17 protein-coding genes and 1 tRNA gene are annotated in these 21,591 nt (G+C 42.6%); 9 read left to right on the forward strand and 9 right to left on the reverse strand.

Annotated features, from left to right (window positions below):
• Window positions 1-2: 2 nt before the first annotated feature.
• The 4 genes from trpC to F972_RS02760 all read left to right on the forward strand — a co-directional run bounded on the left by trpC (window position 3) and on the right by F972_RS02760 (window position 2,522).
• The gene (gene trpC, locus F972_RS02745) at window positions 3-809 is read left to right on the forward strand and encodes an indole-3-glycerol phosphate synthase TrpC (protein WP_004681237.1); all 807 of its coding nucleotides are present in this window, start codon (window positions 3-5) and stop codon (window positions 807-809) included.
• Window positions 810-816: 7 nt separating this feature from the next.
• A complete protein-coding gene (locus F972_RS02750) occupies window positions 817-1,506 on the forward strand; it encodes a Smr/MutS family protein (protein WP_004681238.1) in 690 nt (229 codons plus the stop codon).
• A 90-nt stretch (window positions 1,507-1,596) separates the two neighbouring features.
• Window positions 1,597-2,145, forward strand: coding sequence for a GTP cyclohydrolase I FolE (gene folE, locus F972_RS02755; protein WP_171055691.1), 549 nt, complete (start codon window positions 1,597-1,599; stop codon window positions 2,143-2,145).
• Between the two features lie 14 nt (window positions 2,146-2,159).
• Window positions 2,160-2,522 carry a cupin domain-containing protein gene (locus F972_RS02760; protein WP_004681243.1) on the forward strand — a complete coding sequence of 121 codons (363 nt, stop codon included), beginning with the start codon at window positions 2,160-2,162 and terminating at the stop codon, window positions 2,520-2,522.
• 11 nt (window positions 2,523-2,533) lie between these two features.
• Here the strand turns inward: F972_RS02760 and F972_RS02765 are convergent, their stop codons facing one another.
• Window positions 2,534-3,328, reverse strand: coding sequence for a DUF817 domain-containing protein (locus F972_RS02765; protein ID WP_004681245.1), 795 nt, complete (start codon window positions 3,326-3,328; stop codon window positions 2,534-2,536).
• A 44-nt stretch (window positions 3,329-3,372) separates the two neighbouring features.
• Complete coding sequence (hemE, locus tag F972_RS02770; RefSeq protein WP_004681247.1) at window positions 3,373-4,446, reverse strand: uroporphyrinogen decarboxylase; 1,074 nt, start codon at window positions 4,444-4,446, stop codon at window positions 3,373-3,375.
• 468 nt (window positions 4,447-4,914) lie between these two features.
• On the opposite strand from hemE, the gene F972_RS02775 reads away from it, so the two are divergent.
• Complete coding sequence (locus tag F972_RS02775; RefSeq protein WP_004681248.1) at window positions 4,915-6,105, forward strand: L,D-transpeptidase family protein; 1,191 nt, start codon at window positions 4,915-4,917, stop codon at window positions 6,103-6,105.
• 72 nt (window positions 6,106-6,177) lie between these two features.
• Here F972_RS02775 and F972_RS02780 read toward each other — a convergent pair whose 3' ends face one another.
• Window positions 6,178-7,440, reverse strand: coding sequence for a diguanylate cyclase (locus tag F972_RS02780; RefSeq protein ID WP_004681250.1), 1,263 nt, complete (start codon window positions 7,438-7,440; stop codon window positions 6,178-6,180).
• 162 nt (window positions 7,441-7,602) lie between these two features.
• Here F972_RS02780 and pyrC point away from each other — a divergent pair, with 162 nt between their 5' ends.
• The 4 genes from pyrC (at window position 7,603) to F972_RS02800 (ending at window position 11,107) form a co-directional block, all read left to right on the forward strand.
• Window positions 7,603-8,637 carry a dihydroorotase gene (gene pyrC / locus F972_RS02785; RefSeq protein ID WP_010589244.1) on the forward strand — a complete coding sequence of 345 codons (1,035 nt, stop codon included), beginning with the start codon at window positions 7,603-7,605 and terminating at the stop codon, window positions 8,635-8,637.
• Window positions 8,622-9,287: a ribonuclease T gene (gene rnt / locus F972_RS02790; protein ID WP_004681252.1), complete on the forward strand. Its 666-nt coding sequence runs from the start codon at window positions 8,622-8,624 to the stop codon at window positions 9,285-9,287. Before pyrC ends, rnt begins: the two co-directional genes overlap by 16 nt.
• Before the next feature lie 19 nt (window positions 9,288-9,306).
• A tRNA-Glu gene (locus F972_RS02795) sits at window positions 9,307-9,382 on the forward strand.
• Between the two features lie 303 nt (window positions 9,383-9,685).
• On the forward strand, window positions 9,686-11,107 hold the full coding sequence (locus tag F972_RS02800) for an iron-containing redox enzyme family protein (protein WP_004681254.1): 1,422 nt from the start codon (window positions 9,686-9,688) through the stop codon (window positions 11,105-11,107).
• A 66-nt stretch (window positions 11,108-11,173) separates the two neighbouring features.
• Here the strand turns inward: F972_RS02800 and F972_RS02805 are convergent, their stop codons facing one another.
• The 6 genes from F972_RS02805 to F972_RS02830 all read right to left on the reverse strand — a co-directional run bounded on the left by F972_RS02805 (window position 11,174) and on the right by F972_RS02830 (window position 21,312).
• Complete coding sequence (locus F972_RS02805; protein ID WP_004681255.1) at window positions 11,174-12,418, reverse strand: NADH:flavin oxidoreductase/NADH oxidase family protein; 1,245 nt, start codon at window positions 12,416-12,418, stop codon at window positions 11,174-11,176.
• A 99-nt stretch (window positions 12,419-12,517) separates the two neighbouring features.
• A complete protein-coding gene (locus F972_RS02810; RefSeq protein WP_004681257.1) occupies window positions 12,518-14,113 on the reverse strand; it encodes a dipeptide ABC transporter ATP-binding protein in 1,596 nt (531 codons plus the stop codon).
• Complete coding sequence (locus F972_RS02815; protein WP_004681259.1) at window positions 14,091-15,101, reverse strand: ABC transporter permease; 1,011 nt, start codon at window positions 15,099-15,101, stop codon at window positions 14,091-14,093. Before F972_RS02815 ends, F972_RS02810 begins: the two co-directional genes overlap by 23 nt.
• On the reverse strand, window positions 15,101-16,171 hold the full coding sequence (gene yejB / locus F972_RS02820) for a microcin C ABC transporter permease YejB (protein WP_004681260.1): 1,071 nt from the start codon (window positions 16,169-16,171) through the stop codon (window positions 15,101-15,103). Before yejB ends, F972_RS02815 begins: the two co-directional genes overlap by 1 nt.
• Before the next feature lie 20 nt (window positions 16,172-16,191).
• Entirely contained in the window at window positions 16,192-18,036 is a 1,845-nt protein-coding gene (locus tag F972_RS02825) for an extracellular solute-binding protein (protein WP_004681261.1), read from the reverse strand.
• A gap of 6 nt (window positions 18,037-18,042) precedes the next feature.
• Window positions 18,043-21,312, reverse strand: coding sequence for a LysM peptidoglycan-binding domain-containing protein (locus F972_RS02830; protein ID WP_004681264.1), 3,270 nt, complete (start codon window positions 21,310-21,312; stop codon window positions 18,043-18,045).
• Window positions 21,313-21,591 lie beyond the last annotated feature (279 nt).

Here is a 21,591-nt window from a genome sequence, read left to right on the forward strand (position 1 = left end):
TCATGATCAATATTCAAAATACCATTCTCGGTAAAATTGTTGACCGTAAACATGAGGAACTTGCCGCACGTTTAAAACAGCGTAGCCTGCATGATGTTGAACAATGGGCGAAAGAGGCAACACCCGTGCGTGGTTTTGCCCATGCCCTGCAACATAAACGTCCAGCCGTGATTGCTGAGATTAAAAAAGCATCACCATCTAAAGGCGTCATTCGTGCAGACTTTAATCCTGCGGAAATTGCACAGCAGTATGAACAAGCTGGAGCAGCATGTTTATCTGTTTTAACTGATGTGGATTTCTTTCAGGGTGCAGATGAAAATATTGCAATTGCACGTAACCATTGTGCCCTGCCCGCTTTACGCAAGGATTTTTTGATTGATCCTTATAATGTGGTTGAGGCACGAGCCTTACATGCAGACTGTATTTTATTGATTGTGGCATGCTTGTCTGATCAGCAGCTAGAAGAAATGTCGAAAACAGCATTTGAACATCAACTGGATGTATTAGTTGAGGTGCATGACGAAGACGAACTGGAACGTGCCTTACAGTTACCTGAGCAATGTATTCTCGGTGTCAATAACCGTAATTTAAAAACCTTTGATGTGGATTTAAATACTTCATTGCGTTTAAAGAAATTGCTACCAGCCTCTCGTGTGTTGGTCACTGAAAGCGGCATTGCCACACCTGCTGATGTGGAAATGATGCAGGCCAATGATATTCACACTTTCCTTGTTGGTGAAAGTTTTATGAAACAGCCTCGTCCTGATTTAGCGTTTGGTGAATTGTTTGGGAAACCAGAACTGGTTTAAATTTATTATGAGCAAACATGATTCATCGCTTTCTAAAGATCAGTTTAACCTGCTAAAAGCCTTTAAAAAGCAAATTTCCAACCCTCAATCCAGCGCGGTTGCCAAACAGGCTGAGTCAAAAAAAACTCAGGTTGCTGTTGAAGAGCTGGAAGATACCGAGCTTTTTAAAAAAGCACTGGTCGGTGTAAAACCTATCGCCAATGATAATATTGCCAATACCAAAACCACCCGCAGCAAAAAGGTGGATGCGCAGACATTGGCAAAACGGGCCGCGGCTGAGGGTTCTGCCGAACAGGAACATACTGAGATTTCAGATACCCAGGCCATCCTGAATCCTGTTGCAAGCCAAGCTGCTTTAAGCTATCGCATCGCAACCTTGCAGCATAAAGTTTTTGAGGATTTAAAAGCAGGCAAAATGCGCTGGTTTGAGGCAGTGGATTTACATGGCTGTACCGTTGAGCAGGCACGGTCAGCCGTTTTGCAAATTATCCAGATTGCAAAAGATGAAAATCAGAATGTCATTAAAATTGTGCATGGCAAAGGTCCAGAAGCGATTTTAAAAACCTATGTCAATGGTTGGCTCAGACAACACCGTGATGTATTGGCTTTTGTCAGTGCACCTGAAAATCAGGGCGGTACAGGTGCAGTTTTGGTGCTGCTTAAACGTGCTGAAAAAAATCCAAAGTACAATCAGTAATCGGCAATTGGATCAAAACTCAATTTTTTAATCGTTTTCTGATACAATTGCCGTTTTGTTCAATCCACCTGAGTGAACATTGTTATGTCTATGCAGCAATCGTACGCAAATATCTTAACTGCCGTTGGTGAGGATTTAAATCGCCCAGGCCTAAAAGATACGCCAATGCGTGCGGCTAAAGCTTTTTCTTTTTTAACTTCTGGCTATAGCAAAACGCTTGAGGAAGTGACCAATAGTGCGGTTTTCCCATCCGATAACCATGAAATGGTATTGGTCAAAAATATCGAGTTCTATTCACTGTGTGAACACCATCTGCTGCCTTTCTATGGTCGTGTGCACATTGCTTATTTACCTGAAGGTCAGGTGCTCGGTTTATCCAAGTTTGCCCGTATTACGGAAATGTTTGCCCGTCGTTTACAGATTCAGGAAAACTTGACCCAGCAAATCGCAGAAGCTGTTGCTGAAGTGACTCAGGCACGTGGTGTTGCTGTAGTGATTGATTCAGCGCATATGTGCATGATGATGCGTGGTGTTGGCAAGCAGGAATCCACCACCCGTACTGTTTCGTTTATTGGTGATTTTAAGACGGACAAGGAAACTCGCCGTGAGTTTTTAAGTGCGGTTCCTGAAAGTTATTGATCTGAGTATTTACCATGTCATCCATTTATCTCGCTGGTCAGGGACAGCTTATTCAACATGAAGCTAGTGTTGATTACCCTCGCCCTGATCGATTGGTGAAAGGCAACCCACAACGCCTAACTTATAGCTTATATGAACATCCTCATATGAGTTGTGGAATTTGGCAATGTGAAGTGGGTGCATGGAATATTCAGTTTGCCGACAATAAACAGGAATTTTTTCAGGTGATTGAGGGCGCTGTGCGTATCCATGATGCACAAACCAATACGTTTATTGAAGTGGCTGCTGGAAATGCGGGTATTATTCCACCTGCATTTATTGGCACATTTGAAGTACTTGAAGCAGTTAAAAAGTATTATGTGATTGTAGATGTTTGATCTCATCATATTTAATACAATCGCCAAGTCCCATTTTGATCACGCTCACCCAGTATTTTTAAGACCAGAACCAAGCTTAACAATAACAGTAAATACCAGGAACCCAGTTTCCCCCAGCCAACCATATGCCATGCATCAACCTGACTGGGATAAAGCCAGATTTTATAGAAAGTACTGATATTTTCAGCAATCCAGATCAGGAATGCGAGTATCAGCAAAATCGGCAGCATCGGAACCTTGAAACGATGTTGGGCGAGTTGAAAATACAGTTTTGTTTTCCAGAAAATCACCACACTCCAGATAAATAATCCCATACGAATATCAGGAATAAAGAATTTGGTCATGAAATTTAAATAAGACAAAACTGCCAGGCACAACATATTGCCAAACTGGGGGAGATTTTCAAAAGACACCTGATACAGGCGGAGTGACCTTGCAAAAAAGCTGCCGACCGCAGAATACATAAAACCCGCAAATAATGGCACCGTAAGCAACTTAAAGATGGCAGGCTGAGGATATTGCCATGATGCAATTGCAGGATGCGTCAGAAAAATCTCCATCCCCATCGCCATAATATGGAATAAGGCAATGACCTTGGCTTCATCCCAGGATTCAAGTTTTAAATACAGCAGGCAAATCTGGATCATCAGCGCATAAAACAACAAATAGTCATAACGGTAAAAACCGTAATATTCCTGACTTCCCATCGGTGCAGTTACTGCAAAAGCAATTAAAAGCAGCAATCCAAATAAGGCAGCCGAAGCTGCCCTACTGATAAAATTTATTGGTAATACAATCAACTGCACAAAACTGATCCTAGCTGGTTTAGCCTTGAAATGCCTTATAAATATCAGCCTAGATATTTCGCGCTATATTCATGTACGGTATCCACAAAAATCTTGGGTTGGGCTGGATCGACCCATTGGGTAATACCATGCCCTAAATTAGCAATATAACCTGTTTTTTCACCATTGCTGTAGGCATCATCCAGCATGGCTTTGACCGATTTTTCAATGGATGCCGTCGAACCATAAAGCGTAGCTGGGTCAAGATTCCCCTGCAAGGCGGCTCGTTCTGCAACCACGTCTCTTGCAGTATAAAGTGGCGTTGTCCAGTCCAGTCCAAATGCATCTGCACCTGTTGTCAGCATGGCTTCCAGCCATTGTCCACCACCTTTGGTAAAGACAATAATCGGAATACGGTGGCCATCTTTTTCACGCTGAAGTCCAGCAATGATCTTGGTCATATAGTTCAATGAAAATTCAATATATTCCCGATGTGCCAGCGCGCCCCCCCAACTATCAAAAATCTGAATGGCCTGTGCGCCTGCATCAATCTGTGCATTGAGGTAATCAATCACTGAATCGGCTAAATGATCAAGTAAGGCATGTAACACTTCTGGCTGTGCATACATCATATTCTTGATAAAGCGGAATTCCTTGCTGGAACCGCCTTCCACCATATAAGTGGCTAAAGTCCATGGGCTTCCAGAAAAACCGATTAAAGGGACGTGTCCGCCTAAAGCAGATCGAATGGCTGAAACGGCATTCATAACATAGGCCAGGTCAGACTTGGCATTGATTTTCGGCAGGTTGGCGACATCCTGTTCCGTACGTACTGTTTTATGAAACTTTGGCCCTTCCCCCGCCTCAAAATACAATCCCAATCCCAGCGCATCAGGCACGGTTAAAATATCAGAAAATAGAATTGCGGCATCCAGTTCATAACGGCGTAAAGGCTGCAAAGTAACTTCACAGGCAAATTCTGTATTTTTACATAGAGATAGGAAATCCCCTGCCTGTGCGCGAGTTTCTCGATATTCTGGTAAATAACGCCCTGCCTGACGCATCATCCATACAGGTGTGGTGTCTACAGGTTCACGTAATAAAGCTCGTAAAAAACGATCATTTTTCAACGTTGTCATGACCAATCTCTAAATTCTTTCATGTGGAACGCATCATAACAAAGTTAGCCTGGAATTTATAATTTCAATTCCATACAAACATTACACCTTTAAACAAAAATTTCGCTTTGACACTAAACTGCTACTGCAAGCGTAATTATTTTCTGTAATACTTGTAATATGTTAGGGTCTGTCAACATTTCAGCCATGCCTTGCGTTATAGGCTAAAACGACATAAACAAGGCATGAAACGCAGGCAATGGTGACTCCCTTGTCAAGTTTCATAACGCAGTTTAGGGAATTTTTAGCCATAACCCTGCGGGACAGGGACATTTTTTGCCGCTACTGCGTTATGCCTTATTCATTTAGAATAGCTAAATTTCATAAGTCATGCCTTGTACCGTCTAAAAAATGTCTTCTGTCGCAAGTATGTGTGAAACGTTGACAGACCCTCAATCTCAATATGAATAATTCTTAAGGTTAAATTGCATGTTTGTTCGCTCATTACTCGCTGTGAGTTTAAGTTCTATTCTGATTAATGTTGCTTTAGCTGCACCAACAACTGAGCAACCTTTAAATCCCAAAAAAATTTCGACCTCAGTTGAAGATCCAATTGATCCTTTAGCAATTAATGTTGCGTCATCTTCAAGTGCGGTTGCGCAGGCAGCCTCAGAACCACAGGCGGCTTCTGAACCACAACCCAATAATGCCGCCTCAACCGTTTCCCAGAATCTGGAAAAAGCCCCAGATTCAGCAGCAACATCCAAGTCAGTGTCTACAAGCTGGAACCTAGACTCGCTTAATAATGCCGAGTGGTCTGAGAATATGCCAAAAGGCCAATCTCCTGCTTATGCACGTGCCCATGTCATGCTGAACAATGCACATGCGTCACCAGGTGCGATTGATGGTGCCAATGGTAAAAACACGCTGAAAGCGATTGCGTCATTCCAGCAAATGAATGGCATCACCCCAACAGGTGAACTCACCAAGGAAACATGGGATGCACTGGTTTCCAAGCAAACCAAACCAGCCTATGTTGAATACACCACAACCGATGCTGATTTTAAAGGTCCGTATGCAGACTCAATCCCATCAGATTATGCGCTGCAAGCTAAAATGAAAGGCCTTTACTACACACGCGTGACAGAAATGCTCGGTGAAAAGTTTCACATGGATGAAAAATTCCTGAGACAGTTAAACCCAAACGCAACATTCAAAAAACCAGGTGAAAAAATCGTTGTTGCCAATGTGCGTAACGACTTGCCTGAAGACATCCATTTAATCGTGGCACATAAAGGCGCAAAACAGCTTTATCTGTTTAATAGCCGTAACCAAATGATTGCTTCATTTCCTGCGACAATTGGCAGTGCTGACACGCCTTCTCCAACAGGTACCTATAAAGTGGTCGGTGTTGCGAAAAACCCATACTATAGCTACTCACCATCCAACTTTGTTCAGGGGAAAAACCTTAAGCCACTGACCTTGCCACCTGGTCCCAACGCACCTGTGGGCAATATCTGGATTGGTTTAAGTAAAAAATCATTTGGTATTCATGGTACGCCAAACCCATCATTAATTTCCAAGACCGCCTCACATGGTTGTATCCGTTTAACCAACTGGGATGCCAATGACTTGGGGAATAAAGTCCGTTCAGGTGTAACCGTAAAATTCCTTGAATAATTTCAGGGTTATTCCAAGTAAATTAAAACCGAATATTGTTTACTAATATTCGGTTTTTTTAATTGCCAAGTTTTATTCAACAATAGGCAATGGTTGATAGTAAATTTGATTTCGCCCTAATTTCTTTGCTCGATATAATGCTTTATCCGCAGTTTGAATCAGAACATCCTGACTGATTTTAGGATTACCATTAAAAACGGTAATGCCCAAACTAATGGTGACATAATTAGAGACCAGTGATTTCTCATGTACAATCATTAATCGGTCAATGGCGCGGTAAATATTGGTTGCAACCGCATACGCACCTTGAGCAGAAGTTTCAGGCAACAGCACCACAAATTCCTCTCCCCCATAACGTGCAATAAAATCCATATGGCGAATCGAACTTTTTATGGTTTTTGCGACTTCAGAAATCACCTGATCCCCCATCTGATGACCATAAAAATCGTTGTAGTTTTTAAAATAATCAATATCGATAAACAGCACAGATAACGACGTGCTTTCCTTACATGCCAGGTTATAGTAATGGGTAAACATTTCCTCAAAAGTACGACGATTCGACACATTGGTCAGTTCATCATGCTGACTTAGATGGAGCAGTTCGGAGGCCTGTAAGCGTAGAATTTTCTCATCAATCTCAGATATTTTTGATTTTATAAAAATCCGTTGCTCTTTAGAATTCAGCATTACACTGATGGAAAAACCCAGGAGCAGGCTTCCAATAAAGTTCCGACCTATCATCAAAAGGTCATAGGGAATATTTAAAAAATAAAGAAAAAACAGGGTAACAATTGCCGCAAAAGAACCGATCCACAACATATGCAAGGGTTTGATACCACTCAGGATAAAGCCCAGCATGTATAAGAAAGCAACCAGCACCATTGCCTGGTTCTGCAACACCACATTGGAGACCCCGATCATCAGCGATGAAGTCAGTACAATGGTAAAAAAAACAATCGTACAAGCGGCTGGATAAAAGAAAGCTCTTAGGTTTCTAAAACGGGAAAAAGCCCAGAATAAAAACAGTGCGGCCCCCACAACAATTAAACTTAAAATGCTGTAAATAAAATCGAGAACAAAATGTGGACTTTCACGAAGAACAAAATAATTGGAGGGCAAGATCAACAGTACAAAAATGGTATAGGTAATCACACCCTGACCAAAAAACTGAATGGCATTGACACGTGTTCGGTCAATATTGAATGCCCAAAACTCATCTTCCAACTTTTTAGGGAGCAAGGTCTGCCGGTTATTTGATTTAAAATGCTGAGCAACAAGCTGCTCTAGATCCTCTTTTGACCTCCGTAATTGATCAAGATCATACTGGTTATCCATCCTCAATACTCTTTTTATAATGCACTATTCTTATGCCGCATAAAAATAACACAAAATCGCATTTTGTCATGTGCTTTGGTTAACCACTTATCCATAATTGTAGTTACCATTTTCACACTATATGCATTATTATTTGTATTATTTTTAAGTTTGAAGTACGCCTTGAATACTCTTACACTTTTACAACCAGACGATTGGCACGCACATTTGCGTGATGGTTTAGCCCTAAAACGCACTGTACCTGATTTGGCAAAACAATTTGCACGCGCGATTTGTATGCCGAACCTTGTTCCACCAGTCAAAACTGTAGAAGAAGCTTTGGCATACCGCGATCGTATTCTTGCCCATGTGCCAGAGGGACTCCATTTCGATCCACGTATGGTGCTGTATTTTACTGATCATACCCCTCCAGACGAAGTTCGTAAAATTAAAGACTCTGAATTTGTGAATGCCATCAAGCTTTATCCTGCTGGTGCCACCACAAATTCGGATAATGGGGTTAGCGATATCCGCAAGGTATATGCGGTAATTGAACAGCTTGAAGAACATCAGGTGCCTTTATTGTTACATGGTGAAGTAACACACAACCATGTTGATATTTTTGACCGTGAAAAACGTTTCCTTGATGAAATACTCTCACCACTACTCAAACAGTTTCCAAAATTAAAGGTGGTATTGGAACACATCACCACCAGCGATGCAGCCAATTTTGTGCTTGAGCAGGATCGCAATGTTGCCGCGACCATCACTCCACAACATTTATTGTTTAACCGTAATGATATGTTGGTTGGTGGGGTCAAGCCACATTTTTACTGCCTGCCGATTTTAAAGCGTCAAACTCATCAAACCACATTACTGGAAGTTGCAACCAGCGGTAATCCAAAATTCTTCCTAGGGACAGACAGTGCACCTCATGCACAACATGCCAAGGAAAATGCCTGTGGTTGTGCAGGTTGCTATAGTGCACCGAATGCGATTGAATTGTATGCTCAGGCATTTGACCAAGTGGGTAAATTAGAGCGGCTAGAGGGTTTTGCTAGCATATTCGGTGCTGACTTCTATGGTTTGCCACGCAATACCTCTACCATCACGCTGGTCAAGGAAGAAAATACCGTAGCTGAATCATTTGACTATCTTGATGGTCAGAAAATTATTCCACTTCATGCAGGAAAAACACTGCAATGGAGAAAAGTGTGACACAAGCAGAAAGTAAAGCTCCTGTAATTGCCCAGCGTTTTCGTGGATTCCTACCTGTTGTTGTTGATGTGGAGACAGCAGGTTTTAATGCACAAACCGATGCACTTCTGGAAATCGCATGTATTCCAATTATCTATGATGAACAAGGGCAATTTATTCCTGGACCATCATTTCATGCCCATATCAATCCTTTTGAGGGAGCGAACCTTGACCGCCGTTCTTTAGATTTTATTGGGATTGATCCATTTAATCCAATGCGTGTGGCGATGGCGGAAGACGAACGTGGCGCATTGAAACGTATTTTCAAATCATTGAACGAGGTTCGTAAGGCACAGCATTGTACCCATGCGGTTTTGGTCGGACACAATGCCCATTTTGATTTAGGTTTCTTGCAGGCGGCAATTGCCCGTACTGGAACAAAGAACCAGAATCCTTTTCATAGCTTCTCTGTGTTTGATACCGTAACACTCAGTGCGGTCATGTTTGGCCAAACTGTGTTGGCGCGGGCGTGTATTCAGGCGGGAATTGAGTTTGATGGCAAGGAGGCACATTCCGCCCTATACGATACCCAGAAGACGGCTGAACTGTTTTGCTATATTTTGAACAAACTGTCTCCCCATCTTCTTGACACTTTGGTGACAGAACCCTAATATACCCCCACCTCAAGAAGTCCCTATCGTCTAGAGGCCTAGGACATCGCCCTTTCACGGCGGTAACCGGGGTTCGAATCCCCGTAGGGACGCCATATTCGAGATGGTTAATTTAATTAACTTCTCATAAAAAAGCCCAAGCATGATGACTTGGGCTTTTTTATTGCATGTTCCTTCATTCCTGTTTTTTAATGTTTGATCAAATTGTCTCGATTGCAATTGTATTTGTTTATAAATAATTCATTCAAAAATCTTATTCTTTTACATTTCTCTTCAACTCGTTATCCATTCAATTTCATTTACAACAATCGCACTATAAATCCGAACAAAAAATCAACACCGGTGGTATAAGCATGCCATTAAGGTAGAAAGCATAATATATCTGCAAGGATCAGATTATGTTCGTCAGTACAAAGTTAAGTTCGCCTGAATCATCTATTAAAAATCATAATCATCAATTCAATAACTTTAAAGATTGGGTCAACTTCTTTCAAGATCAACAGATTTCGACGACAGTAAAGACCGAACAGGCTGAGAACTATTTAAGAGATTTAATCCATCAAGTTGATGTGGCTGGATTGGAATGGCTGGATCAACCCAGACATGTAGAGCAACATTTTCTGGAACAGCACCACCAAACCTGCGCAATTTTCCAATCGTATGTAGAACGGCGTAAACAGCAGCAAGGACGTGAATACTTCCCGACTGTGTCACATGCATTTGAGTTCTTGGCCAAAGTCGCACCTGTAAAACTGGTAGACGGCTCATGGTTGTATTCAACTGTGCAAAACTGGAATCGTCCGGAAAACAAAGACCTGATTTATATCTATCTGGAAGAACTGGGCTTGGGTCATACCCGCGCCAATCATGTCACCATGTATCAGGACTTGCTGAATCATTATGAGTTGAACAGCTATGCTGAACAGTTAGATGCCAGTTATTATGAACAGGCAGCCGTTCAACTGGCACTAGCTTATGCACCGCCAGAATATTTACCGTTAGTCATTGGTTTTAATCTGGGTTATGAGCAGCTGCCCTTACACCTGTTAGTTACCAATTATGAGCTGTCTGAACTGGGTATTGATCCACATTACTTCAATGTACACATTACCATTGATAATGCTCACAATGGTCATGCACAAAAATCGCTGCAAGCGTATTTAGATCAATATGCACTCGCTGAAGATCCTGCTCAGTATCTTGATCTGATTAAAAAAGGTTATGTGCTGAATGACATTGGTAAAAGTTCTACCCAGATCATCAAGCAACTGGATACTGAAAAACTGGCTTTGAAAGTGTTCCAGAACAAAGCGCTGATTGGACAATATATCCATAACCAGAAATGCCAGTTTAGAGGCAAGACCATTAATGAATGGTTATCCGATCCGGCACAGATTGCGGACTTCCTGATAGTCATGATTGAAAAAGGCTGGATTGTAAGAGATGCACCTGTTGAACAAAGTCGTTTCTGGAAAATGATTGATGATCCAGATGGCAAAATGTTTGGTGTATTTAATGCCAGTGAAAAACAGATTATTAAAGACTGGATTCAAGGTGAGACTTTTGCTGCTCGTCTGTCATCACGCAGCAGATCTCAAGTACATAACCAGATGGAACTGGTGTTGAACCGTATCGACCAGCAACAGATCCATCAACTGAAAAGCCGTCTGAATCGCTGTGCTGCTGCCGAACAAAAAATTGATTTATTGATTCCTTATGTGGCACCGCATATGCATCATCAGGAAGTGGGCTTGTGGGCAACACGTCAGCTTTCCCAGCTACTCTTCCCTTTTCAGACTCAAGCCATGACTTATTCTTAAAAAGATAGTTCATTAAAAACAGGGCCTTTTATATGCCCTGTTTTTTGCTTCAATGCATTATGCAAATCAAGCCGATTTACGTGAATTGATCTGACCTTTAATCACAGCTTTCACATTGCCTTTTACATAATTTAAAAATACCTTTAAAGGTGACAGCTTTGGATTTGGTCGATTACCTTTAGCAATTTCTTTAAATTGCGCGGCATACCAAATAATTTCCATAATCGCCATTTTATCGATCATTGGAATACCGGTTTTAATTTTCTCCACTGCATAACGTACATCCTGTCCTGCAACCAGACGGTTACCCAGATCAGGCTCGACCGCAAATGGACGTGCAATACCGATGAAATCACATGCGCCACTATCCAGAGCTGCGTTCATACCTGCTGCGGTACGGAAGCCCCCCGTCACCATTAAATGACAATTAACTTCCTGACGGATCTTTTCGGCAAAGTCGAGGAAATAGGCTTCACGGGCAACCGTTGACGCTTTACGTTTCTCTGCTTTTACCCCCGCCATGGCTGGTGCCTCATAGGTTCCACCAGAAACTTCAATAATATCAATCCCGACTGCATCCATCGCCTTAAAGACATAAATCACGTCTTCTTCACTAATGCCACCGCGCTGAAAGTCTGCCGAGTTTAATTTCACTGAAATGATAAAATTCTCAGAAGTCGCAGCACGTACCGCCTTATAAATTTCTAATAAGAAGCGGCTGCGATTCTCAATTGAACCACCCCATTGATCAGTACGTTTATTGGTCAGTGGCGATAAAAACTGGCTGATCAGATAACCATGCGCACCGTGTAGTTGCACGCCCTCAAAACCTGCTTTTTCACAAATGGCTGCTGCTGTGGCAAAACGCTGGATAATATCCAGAATTTCTTCATGTTTTAGTTCACGAGGCGTACCAAACATGGTGGCCAGCATTGGGCTAAATGGCACAGCCGAGGGTGCAACCGTTTCCTTATTCAAACCTTTTGGACATTGACGACCTGGATGTGACAATTGAATCAATTGTACCATCCCGTATTTTTTACCCACTGCCGCCCACTGCTGTAATTTTGCCAAATCACGTTCAGTTTCAATTACAACCACACCAGGTTCATTCTTGGCAGCGATACTCACCATCACATTGCCTGTAATGGCACAACCTAAACCACCCTTTGCCCAAGCCTCATATAAACCGATATGCAAATCATTCGGTTGTCCATCATGGTTGGCAAGTGCTTCACTCATGGCACCTTTGATAATACGGTTTTTAAATGTGGTATTACGAATCTGGATACTGTCTGCAATCTGACTCATGGTCATCCTCTGCTACAATTAGAGTATTTACTCCAATTTAATCTGATTATTGTTGATGTCAAGCTATCTTCCGATAAATTGACAATATCATATGTCAGTTTAATTACAAGATGCTCCGTACTGGCTGGCTGTGATCAACTGTTGTGTATATTCTGTTTGAGGCTGGTTAAACAGAAGTGCTGTTGCTTGATATTCCACAACTTTGGCTTGGCGCATGACCATGATCTTTTGGCAGAGCGCTTGAATGACTTGTAAGTCATGACTGATAAAGATGTAACTGATCTGGTCTTGCTGCTGTAATCGGCGTAACAATTGGATCATGGCACGCTGTGTACTGCGATCCAGTGCTGAGGTGGGTTCATCCAATATAATAAGTTTGGGTTGTAACACCAAAGCCCTTGCCAATGCCACTCTTTGCCGTTGCCCACCAGACAGTTGATGTGGATATGAATGCTTAGACTCTATTGATAATTCAACTTTACTCAGTACTTCTTCAATTTTATTTGTAATCAATATTTTGGAAATTGATCTAAGCTTTAAGCCCTCCCCAATGATCTGTTCAACTGTCATACGTGGATTTAAGCTGCTCAAAGGGTCTTGAAATACGATCTGAAAATCACTTCGTAAAGGTCTAAGTTGTTTTTGATTCAATTGGTTTAAATTTTTGCCCTGAAAAATAATGTCTCCCTCACTGGCAATCAGACGTGCAATTGCCAAAGCTAAAGAAGATTTTCCCGAACCACTCTCCCCGACGATGCCTAATGCCTCACCCTGCATTAATTCCAGATTAATCGCTTCGGCTGCTACTTTATCGTACTTAATCTGGTTGAATAAGCCGTGTTTAATTGGATATTTTACCGTGACATATTCAAGCCTTAATAACGTTTCTGCTGATTCCAATACCAAAGCCTGTCCAAAATCGTGATTGAGTAAATTTCGGGTACATTCCGTTTTTGGCTGGTCAAAAATTTCAGCAATTGTACCTTGCTCTTCGACTTTGCCTTTATTCAAAACCAGCACATGATCAGCATAACGTTTGACCAGATTGAGGTCATGGCTAATCAAAATCATCGCCATGTTGCGTTGCTGTTGCAGCTTTTTAAGTAATTCCAAAATCTGTGCCTGCAACATCACATCTAAAGCGGTGGTGGGTTCATCGGCAATTAAAATATCAGGTTCTAAAGCCAGCGCCATTGCAATCATGATACGCTGTCGTTGCCCACCCGAAAGCTGATGTGGATAGGATTTTAGAATCTGCTGTGCATCCTCAATGCCCACATCATGTAGTAAATTGATCACTTTTTGCTGAGCTTCTGCTTTGGACAGACCTTGCAAAATCAGATTTTCACCAACGATCTTTTCCACCTTATGTAATGGATTGAGTGCGGTCATGGGTTCCTGAAAAATCATGGCAATACCTTTGCCACGAAGCTGCTGTAATTGTTGCTGGCTAAGCTTTAATAGATCATCATTTTTAAATTGCACCACACCTTGCACAATTAAAGTTTCAGGCAATAAACCCAATAATCCCAAAGCACTGATGGATTTACCTGAACCACTTTCGCCCACCATTGCCAACGTCTGAGCTGGATAGAGCTCGAAATTTAAATCATCCAGCAAGGCCTGCCCTGTTTCATTGACAATGCAAAGCTGCTGCACTTTTAACAACGGCTTAACGTCTTGGGTCAAATGCATCACGTGCCGCCTCCCCAATATAAATCAACAAGGACAACACAATCGCCAAAGTAAAAAAGCCAGATAACACCAGCCACGGTGCCTCCAGATTATTTTTGCCTTGTAACAAGAGTTCACCTAACGACGCGGCATCAGGCGGTAGACCATAACCCAAGAAGTCTAGCGCAGTTAAGGCAGTGATATTGGCGGTCAACATAAAAGGAATCTGCGACAGACTGGAACTCATGGCATTGGGTAAAATATGCTTGAAAATAATCTGACTATCACTCACGCCCAACGCTTGCGCAGCCCTCACATAATCAAAATTTCGGGCACGTAAAAATTCAGCACGCACCAATCCCACCAGTTCTGTCCAGCCAAACAGTAGCATAATCAGAAAAAGCCAATACACGCTAGGGCTAAACATACTCACCAGAATCATCACGATAAACAGCATGGGCAAACCACCCCACACTTCCAAAATGCGTTGTCCAATCAGATCAATCCAGCCTCCATAATAGCCTTGTATTGCGCCAACCATAATGCCAATCACAGCCGAACATACAGTCAAAGCCAATCCAAACAATAAGGAAAGGCGTAAACCATATAAGATTCGGGCAAATACATCTCGCCCCTGATCATCAGTTCCGAGCCAGTTTTGTAAGCTTGGTTTTGAGGGTACCGGCACGGCAAGGGATAAATTGGGTGATTGATAGGAAAATGCCACAGGTGGAGAAAGCATCCAGCCCTGTTGCTGAATTAACTGTTTGACCGCAGGGTCTTGATAATCGGTTGCGGTTTCAAATTGTCCACCAAACGTGGTTTCTGGATAATCTTTTAATATAGGAAAATAAAGTGACTGCTGATAACGAACCAATAAAGGACGATCATTGGCAATAAATTCCGCACATAAAGACAGGATAAAAATAATCAGAAATACGATTAAACAGCGAAAACCCAATTTATTTTGTCGAAAACGATGGAAACGCTGCTGCATTAAAGGCGACATTATTTACCACCTCTTGCTTCAAAATCAATCCGAGGATCAATCACTTGATAAAGCAAATCGCCAATTAAACGCAGGATCATGCCAAACAAGCTGAATAAAAATAAGGTGCCGAAAATCACTGGATAATCACGTTGAGTAATCGCCTCAAACCCTAATAAACCAATGCCATCAAGATTAAAAATAATCTCGATAAATAAATTACCGACAAAGAAAATCCCGACCAATGCTTCAGGTAAAGCTGCCACAATCACCAAGCTTGCATTACGAAAGACATGACCATAGAGCACCTGACGATCACTTAAACCTTTAGACCGTGCGGTCAGCACATAAGGTTTTTGCAATTCTTCCACAAATGAATATTTAGTCAGATAGGTCAAGGCTGCAAAACTGCCTAACACCATACTCAAAATCGGCAAGCACATATGCCAGAGATAATCTTTAATTTTTTCCAATAGACTGAGTTGGGCAAAATTTTCTGAAACCAGACCTTGTAATGGAAACCATTGCAAATAACTGCCACCTGCAAAAAATACAATCAACACAATGGCAAACACAAACGATGGAATGGCATAACTGACAGCCAATAACAAGGAAGTCGATTGATCAAACACCAGACCATTTTTTTTGGCTTTCTTCATCCCCAATGGAATCGCAATCAGGTAAATCAGGAAAGTGCTCCACAAGCCTAGAGACAAAGTGACAGGCAGTTTTTCATAAAGCAGTTGCGTAACAGGTTTATCCTTAAAAAAGCTTGTACCAAAATCGAATGTTAAATATCCCTTGATCATCAACCAGAAACGTTCATACGCAGGACGATCAAAACCATATTGTGCTTTAATTTTATCAACCATTTCAGGACTGAGACCACGCGCGCCCTGATATTGCGCCAAGTTACTTAGGCTAGATGAAGCGCTTGTTCCTGTACCTAAACCCTGTGCATTTTGTATTTGTTGAATGGCTTGTTCGACAGGTCCACCTGGCGCAATCTGCACAATCATAAAGTTAATCAACACAATGAAAAATAATGTGGGAATCATCAATAACATTCTTTTCAGAATATAGTGAGACATTTAAATATCCTTGATTATTTTCATTGATGTTTTTGGATAGCTTGGTCTAGCTTGCTGGCTTTATCTGCATCCACCCACCAATACTCCCAACCCACTGAAAGTTTTGGTTTAATTTTAGGCTGCTGATAGATATCCCAATAGGCAAACCAGCGTTCAGGCTTGCCATAAGTCAGGATTTGATAATAGCCTGCCCGCAACAAACGATCCAGCACACGGGTATACAGCACTACTTCATCACGGTGTTTGGCAGCCACAATCTTGTCAATCATCTGGTCAATCGCAGGATTCTTAATTCCTGAATAATTATAGTTATTCGACTCATCTGCGGCAGCACTGCTCCAAAACTGCGCCTGTTCCTTACCTGGGGTTAAAGTTTGTGGCATTTTCATCACCATCATATCAAAGTCCTGACGGCGAATCCGTTCCATATACTGCGGCACATCCACTTGCCTCAGCTTGACCTGAATCCCTAAACGATTCAAATTACGTACAAAGGGCATCAACTCACGTTGTGGATTTTCCAGTTGCATGAGCAGTTCAATTTGAATCAGTTTGCCCTGCCGATCATATAACTTGCCATTGCGAATCATATAGCCCGCATCTTTTAGAATTTTTTGGGCAATCAATAAATTCTGACGGTTAAAACCGCTGCCATCCGATACAGGATAATGCCAATCGGCCAACACACCTTGTCGCATGACAGGATCAAGCCGTTTCAGAAAAGGCTGAATGATGTTTAATTCTGCTGTACTAGGCTTGCCTGTTGCAGCCAAATCCGTATTATCAAAATAGCTTTGTAAACGTCGGTTTTGATTAAAAAATAATGCTTTATTTTGCCATTCAAAATCGTAGGCATAGGTTAAAGCTTTACGCAGATGAATATCATTTAAAGGTGAACGGCGAATATTAAATACCAGACTTTGAATATCTAAGGGCGTACCTAGACGGGCTTTATACTTTTTGATCCAGCCCGATTGCATCGCTGGAAAATGGTAAGCGGTTATCCAGTTACGGATATTTTTTTCTTCGTATAAATAAAATTGTCGGGATTTAAAACCCTCAAAACTGACCTCTAAATTACGGTAATAGACATATTTCAGCCGATCAAAATTATAACGCCCTTTATTGACAGGCAAGTCTCTGGCCCAATAATTTGGACTACGTTTATAGCTTATACTCCGCCCTGCATCAATACGCTCCAGCATATAAGGTCCAGATCCTACAATTGGCTGCAAAGTAATACGGGTAAAATCCTTATTGCTCCAGTCCTGCTTGGAATAGATGGGTAGGCTTGCCACAATCAGCGGCATTTCCACATTATTCCTGGATTTAAAAATAAATTTAACCTGATACCTGGAAATGACTTCTGTTTTTGCCAAATCGGACAAATACATTTGAAAACCCAGATTGGCTTTGGTCTGGTAGGTATCAAAAGTAAATTTAACATCGTCTGCGGTGACAGGCTGACCATTATTGAAACGGGCTTTAGGATTGAGGTGGAAAATTACAAATCGCAGGTCATCAGGATCATAACTGACTTTTTCGGCCAATAGGGGATACATCACCCGTGGCTCATCCAAAGAACGGTCCATCAGACTATCAAATAGATAATTCACGCCCTCTGTGGCACTGCCTTTACCATTCATGCTATTTAAATTGTCAAACGTTCCCAGACTGGATTGGCTAAGCACTCCACCTTTCGGTGCATTCGGATTGGCATAAGGCATGGCGTGTAATTGTGCGTATTTTGGGGTCACATGCATTGCCAAATAAGGCGTGGTATGTACGGCTGCAAATGAGAACTGAGCAAAAAGGCTTAGTCCATACAATAGACTAAGCCTCTTGCTAGCAAGCAACGCAATCATGCGCAATTACAGGTTCGGGACTTTAATCACATCACCAATACGCAATTGAGTTTTTGGGGTAAGATCATTCATCTCAGCCAGTGCATTAATTTCCATGCCATACTTACTCGCCAGACCAATCAAGGTATCACCACGTTTTACCTTATACTCTGTTACCGTTTTTGGAATGGAGATACTCTGACCACGTTGCAGGCTGGTAGTGGCTTTTAGATCATTCAACTCTGCCAGTTCACGTCCAGACATGCCTAAACGGCTGGCAATGCTGTTCAGTGACTCACCTGCTTTCACTGTATATTTTTCGGTGTTCTTGCTTGATACCGCCTTGGTGTTGGCACTATTTTTACTATTATCCGCTTTGGCAGATTCAGTTTTCGGTAAATCACCTGTCAGTTTAAGTTTTTGTCCAATACGAACATTACTGTCACGAGACAAGTTGTTTAAGGCAGCAACATCTTCAAGCTGTAAGGCATAGCGGTTCGCAATACTGGTTAAAGTATCTCCAGACTTCACTGTGTAAGTATCTGGCACACTGTCTTCTTTGGCTTTGGCACTGCTATTATTTGCCTTAGTTGGCGCATCACCCGTGAGTTTTAAACGCTGACCAACACGCACACCAGCCGTTCTCTCCAGTCCATTCAAGTCCGCAATATAGTTGACGGTCAGGTCATATTTGCTGGCAATTGCATTGAGGCTGTCGCCAGACTGAACCACATATTGCTCAGGAACAGTTGAACCTGCTGGAATCCTGATGGTCTGCCCTAGACGAACACTACTATTGGACTTCAGCTTATTTAACTCGGCCAATTCATTCAGGGTGATTTTTGATTTTGTCGCAATACTGGATAAGGTATCACCGCGTTGAACCGTGTAGTTCTCAGTCTTGTAGCTGGTTGATGCACTTACATTTTCATACTTAACCGTATTTTTAGGCTCGACATTATCCTCAGTTTGTGACACCTCGTGCAGGGGTACATTAATTTTTTGCCCCACCAACAAGTTACTACCCGATGTCAGTCCTGGCGTTAAATCAGCCAGCTCCTGATTCGACAAGGCATAGCGGTCCGCAATCAGTTTGAGATATTCACCACGTTTCACCGTATAGGACTTGGTCGCCACTTTTTGGGCTGTGGATGTCTTTGTCTCTGGCACACGTACTGTTTGTTGATTGTTACGCGTATTGGTTTTAGGCTCAACCAATGTGAGCTTTTGCCCTACAAACAAGCCGTCCGTTATAGAGAGATTATTATAGTCGGCCAATTGTTTAAGACTTAGATCAAAACGCGCCGCCAAATTGGTCAGGCTATCACCTGACTGCACCACATAACTTTCTGGCTTGCTTTCCACTGCTTTGGAGGTATCAGCTTGTGGTTTTGCATCATAGAGATACAGGCTTGCCCCGACAAACAGTGTTCCTGTTGGATCAATCTGGTTCCATTTGGCAATGTCACGCCAGTTCACCCCATTCTTTTGGGCAATTGAGGCCAGTGTATCACCTGGTTGAACGGTATAGGTACTGCGCTTGCCTTTTGGTGCGACCACCACAACATCGGTATCGGTCTTGATGTAAGGCTTACCCTGATTACGCTTGGCATCTTCACTATTGGCAATTTCTGGGCTTTCAGCCAAGGTTTTTGGATAAGCAAAGCCCTTGCTGACTTCCTGACCTTTCTGATCGGCAACCGATTGGCTGGTCTGAATCGCGGTCAGCTTAATCTTGCCATCAAATGGATCAACAATTTCTGTTCCCTGTGGGGCAATGGCCTTAATTTCAGCAACCACCTGATCTTTTTCAGCCTGTGTTGCCTGCGGCTCTAGCACTTGTGTTACGGTTTTTTTCACACCTTCCTGCTTCACAGCAGCAACAATCTGCTCGCGCTCCTGCATTGAAATTGGTGGTTCAATTCTGACAGGCTTAACATTTGGTGCTGGTGTAATCGCCACAGGAATACGCGGTGCACTCGGCACGTCCGCCGCCGCGGCAAAAGAGGCCAAGGCATTTGAACCCATAGGAGTAGCAATCTTGGTCGGCGTTTTTGTTGTTGTGGTAACGGGTACAGTATTGGTCTTCGTGGTTAATGGTGGCGGTGGTGTGGTGGATGGCTTAACGATTTGCCCCACATTGCCTATAGTTGAGGTGGTTGTGCGTACTGTGGTTGAGCTGGTTAATGGGTTCATTGCAGGTGGCGACGCACTACTTGCCCAGAATCCACCAGAACCTGCCTTGCCAGAACGTAATTTTCCATCAATCGATGGACTTAAGTCCGCAGGAATCAGGATGCGCATTGGACTCATCGGGTCAACCATCTCACCACGGTAGGCTGGGTTCAATGTATACAGTTCAGCACGGCTTAATCCCGTGATCGAGGCAATCTGGTTTAACTCAAGCGGCGCGGACAAGGCAACTTCACGAAAGTGAGGTCGGTTGGCAATTGGTGGTAATGCCACACCATAAGCGCCTGGGTTTTTAATAATTTGTGCAACCGCCAGAAAACGGGGAACATAGTTCATGGTTTCCTGTGGCAGTTTCAGGGACCAGTAGTCAGTTGGCAACCCAGCCGCCTTATTACGGTTAATTGCCTGCTGGATTCGACCTGGCCCTGCATTATAGGCAGCCAGTGCCAGTTCCCAAGAACCAAATTGATTATATAAGCTGCCTAAAAACTCATAAGCGGCACGTGTGGACTCAACCACATCACGGCGGCCATCATATAAACTGGTTTGCTGCAAACCGTAGATACGTCCCGTACTTGGAATAAACTGCCACAAACCCGCGGCTGCCGCACTACTGGTTGCCGCTGGGTCATAAGAGCTTTCAATTACGGGCAAAAGTGCCAATTCAGTCGGCATACCACGGCGTTCAGCCTCTTTTACAGTGTGGTATAAATAACGGCTGGCACGCGCACTTAAACGGTCCAGATAAGGTTGACGGGAAATAAACCAGCTACGCTGCGCCTCGATACGCGAGTCCCAACGGTTTAAGTCCATCTTGAAACCCACAGTCATCCGTTTCCAGACATCACCATGTTTCAAGACTAAAAGACGGTCGCCTTCCACCGCACGCATATCGGTTGCGGAAAGCAGGTCTTCCAGAGAATCCAGACTGTTTGCATCCAAAAGGCCTGAACCCACTTGTTTTGAAGATGAAACCTTGCTTGTCTGAGGGGTTGATGAACAACCTGTGGTCATTCCCAACGCGGCTAGAGCGGAAGTGAGTACAGTAATTTTGAATAATGATGTTGCAGATGTTTGCCACACCAATGTGCTCGATTTATACATAAAAACTTCCAGTCAACTCACGCTAGTTCTTTTTCAATTAGCCATTGTAGTAAAGCATGCCGCTTAGACAAGGCAATAATTTAGCGTGATTTGCATGGAAATGTTACAAGAAATTAAAAAATATGTGTTTTGTAACGTCTAGAGGAAGAATTTCACCTTACAATACAAGAAATAGGATGGAAATGCTAAAATCTTCCATCCATACGGGAAAACTACAGTGTTATTCCAATTGCTCAAGGTCACAGCAGAATATTTGTCTAACCGATTTAGATGGCAATG

Source organism: Acinetobacter sp. CIP 102529 (genome assembly GCF_000368325.1).
GTDB classification, from domain to species: Bacteria; Pseudomonadota; Gammaproteobacteria; order Pseudomonadales; family Moraxellaceae; genus Acinetobacter; species Acinetobacter parvus.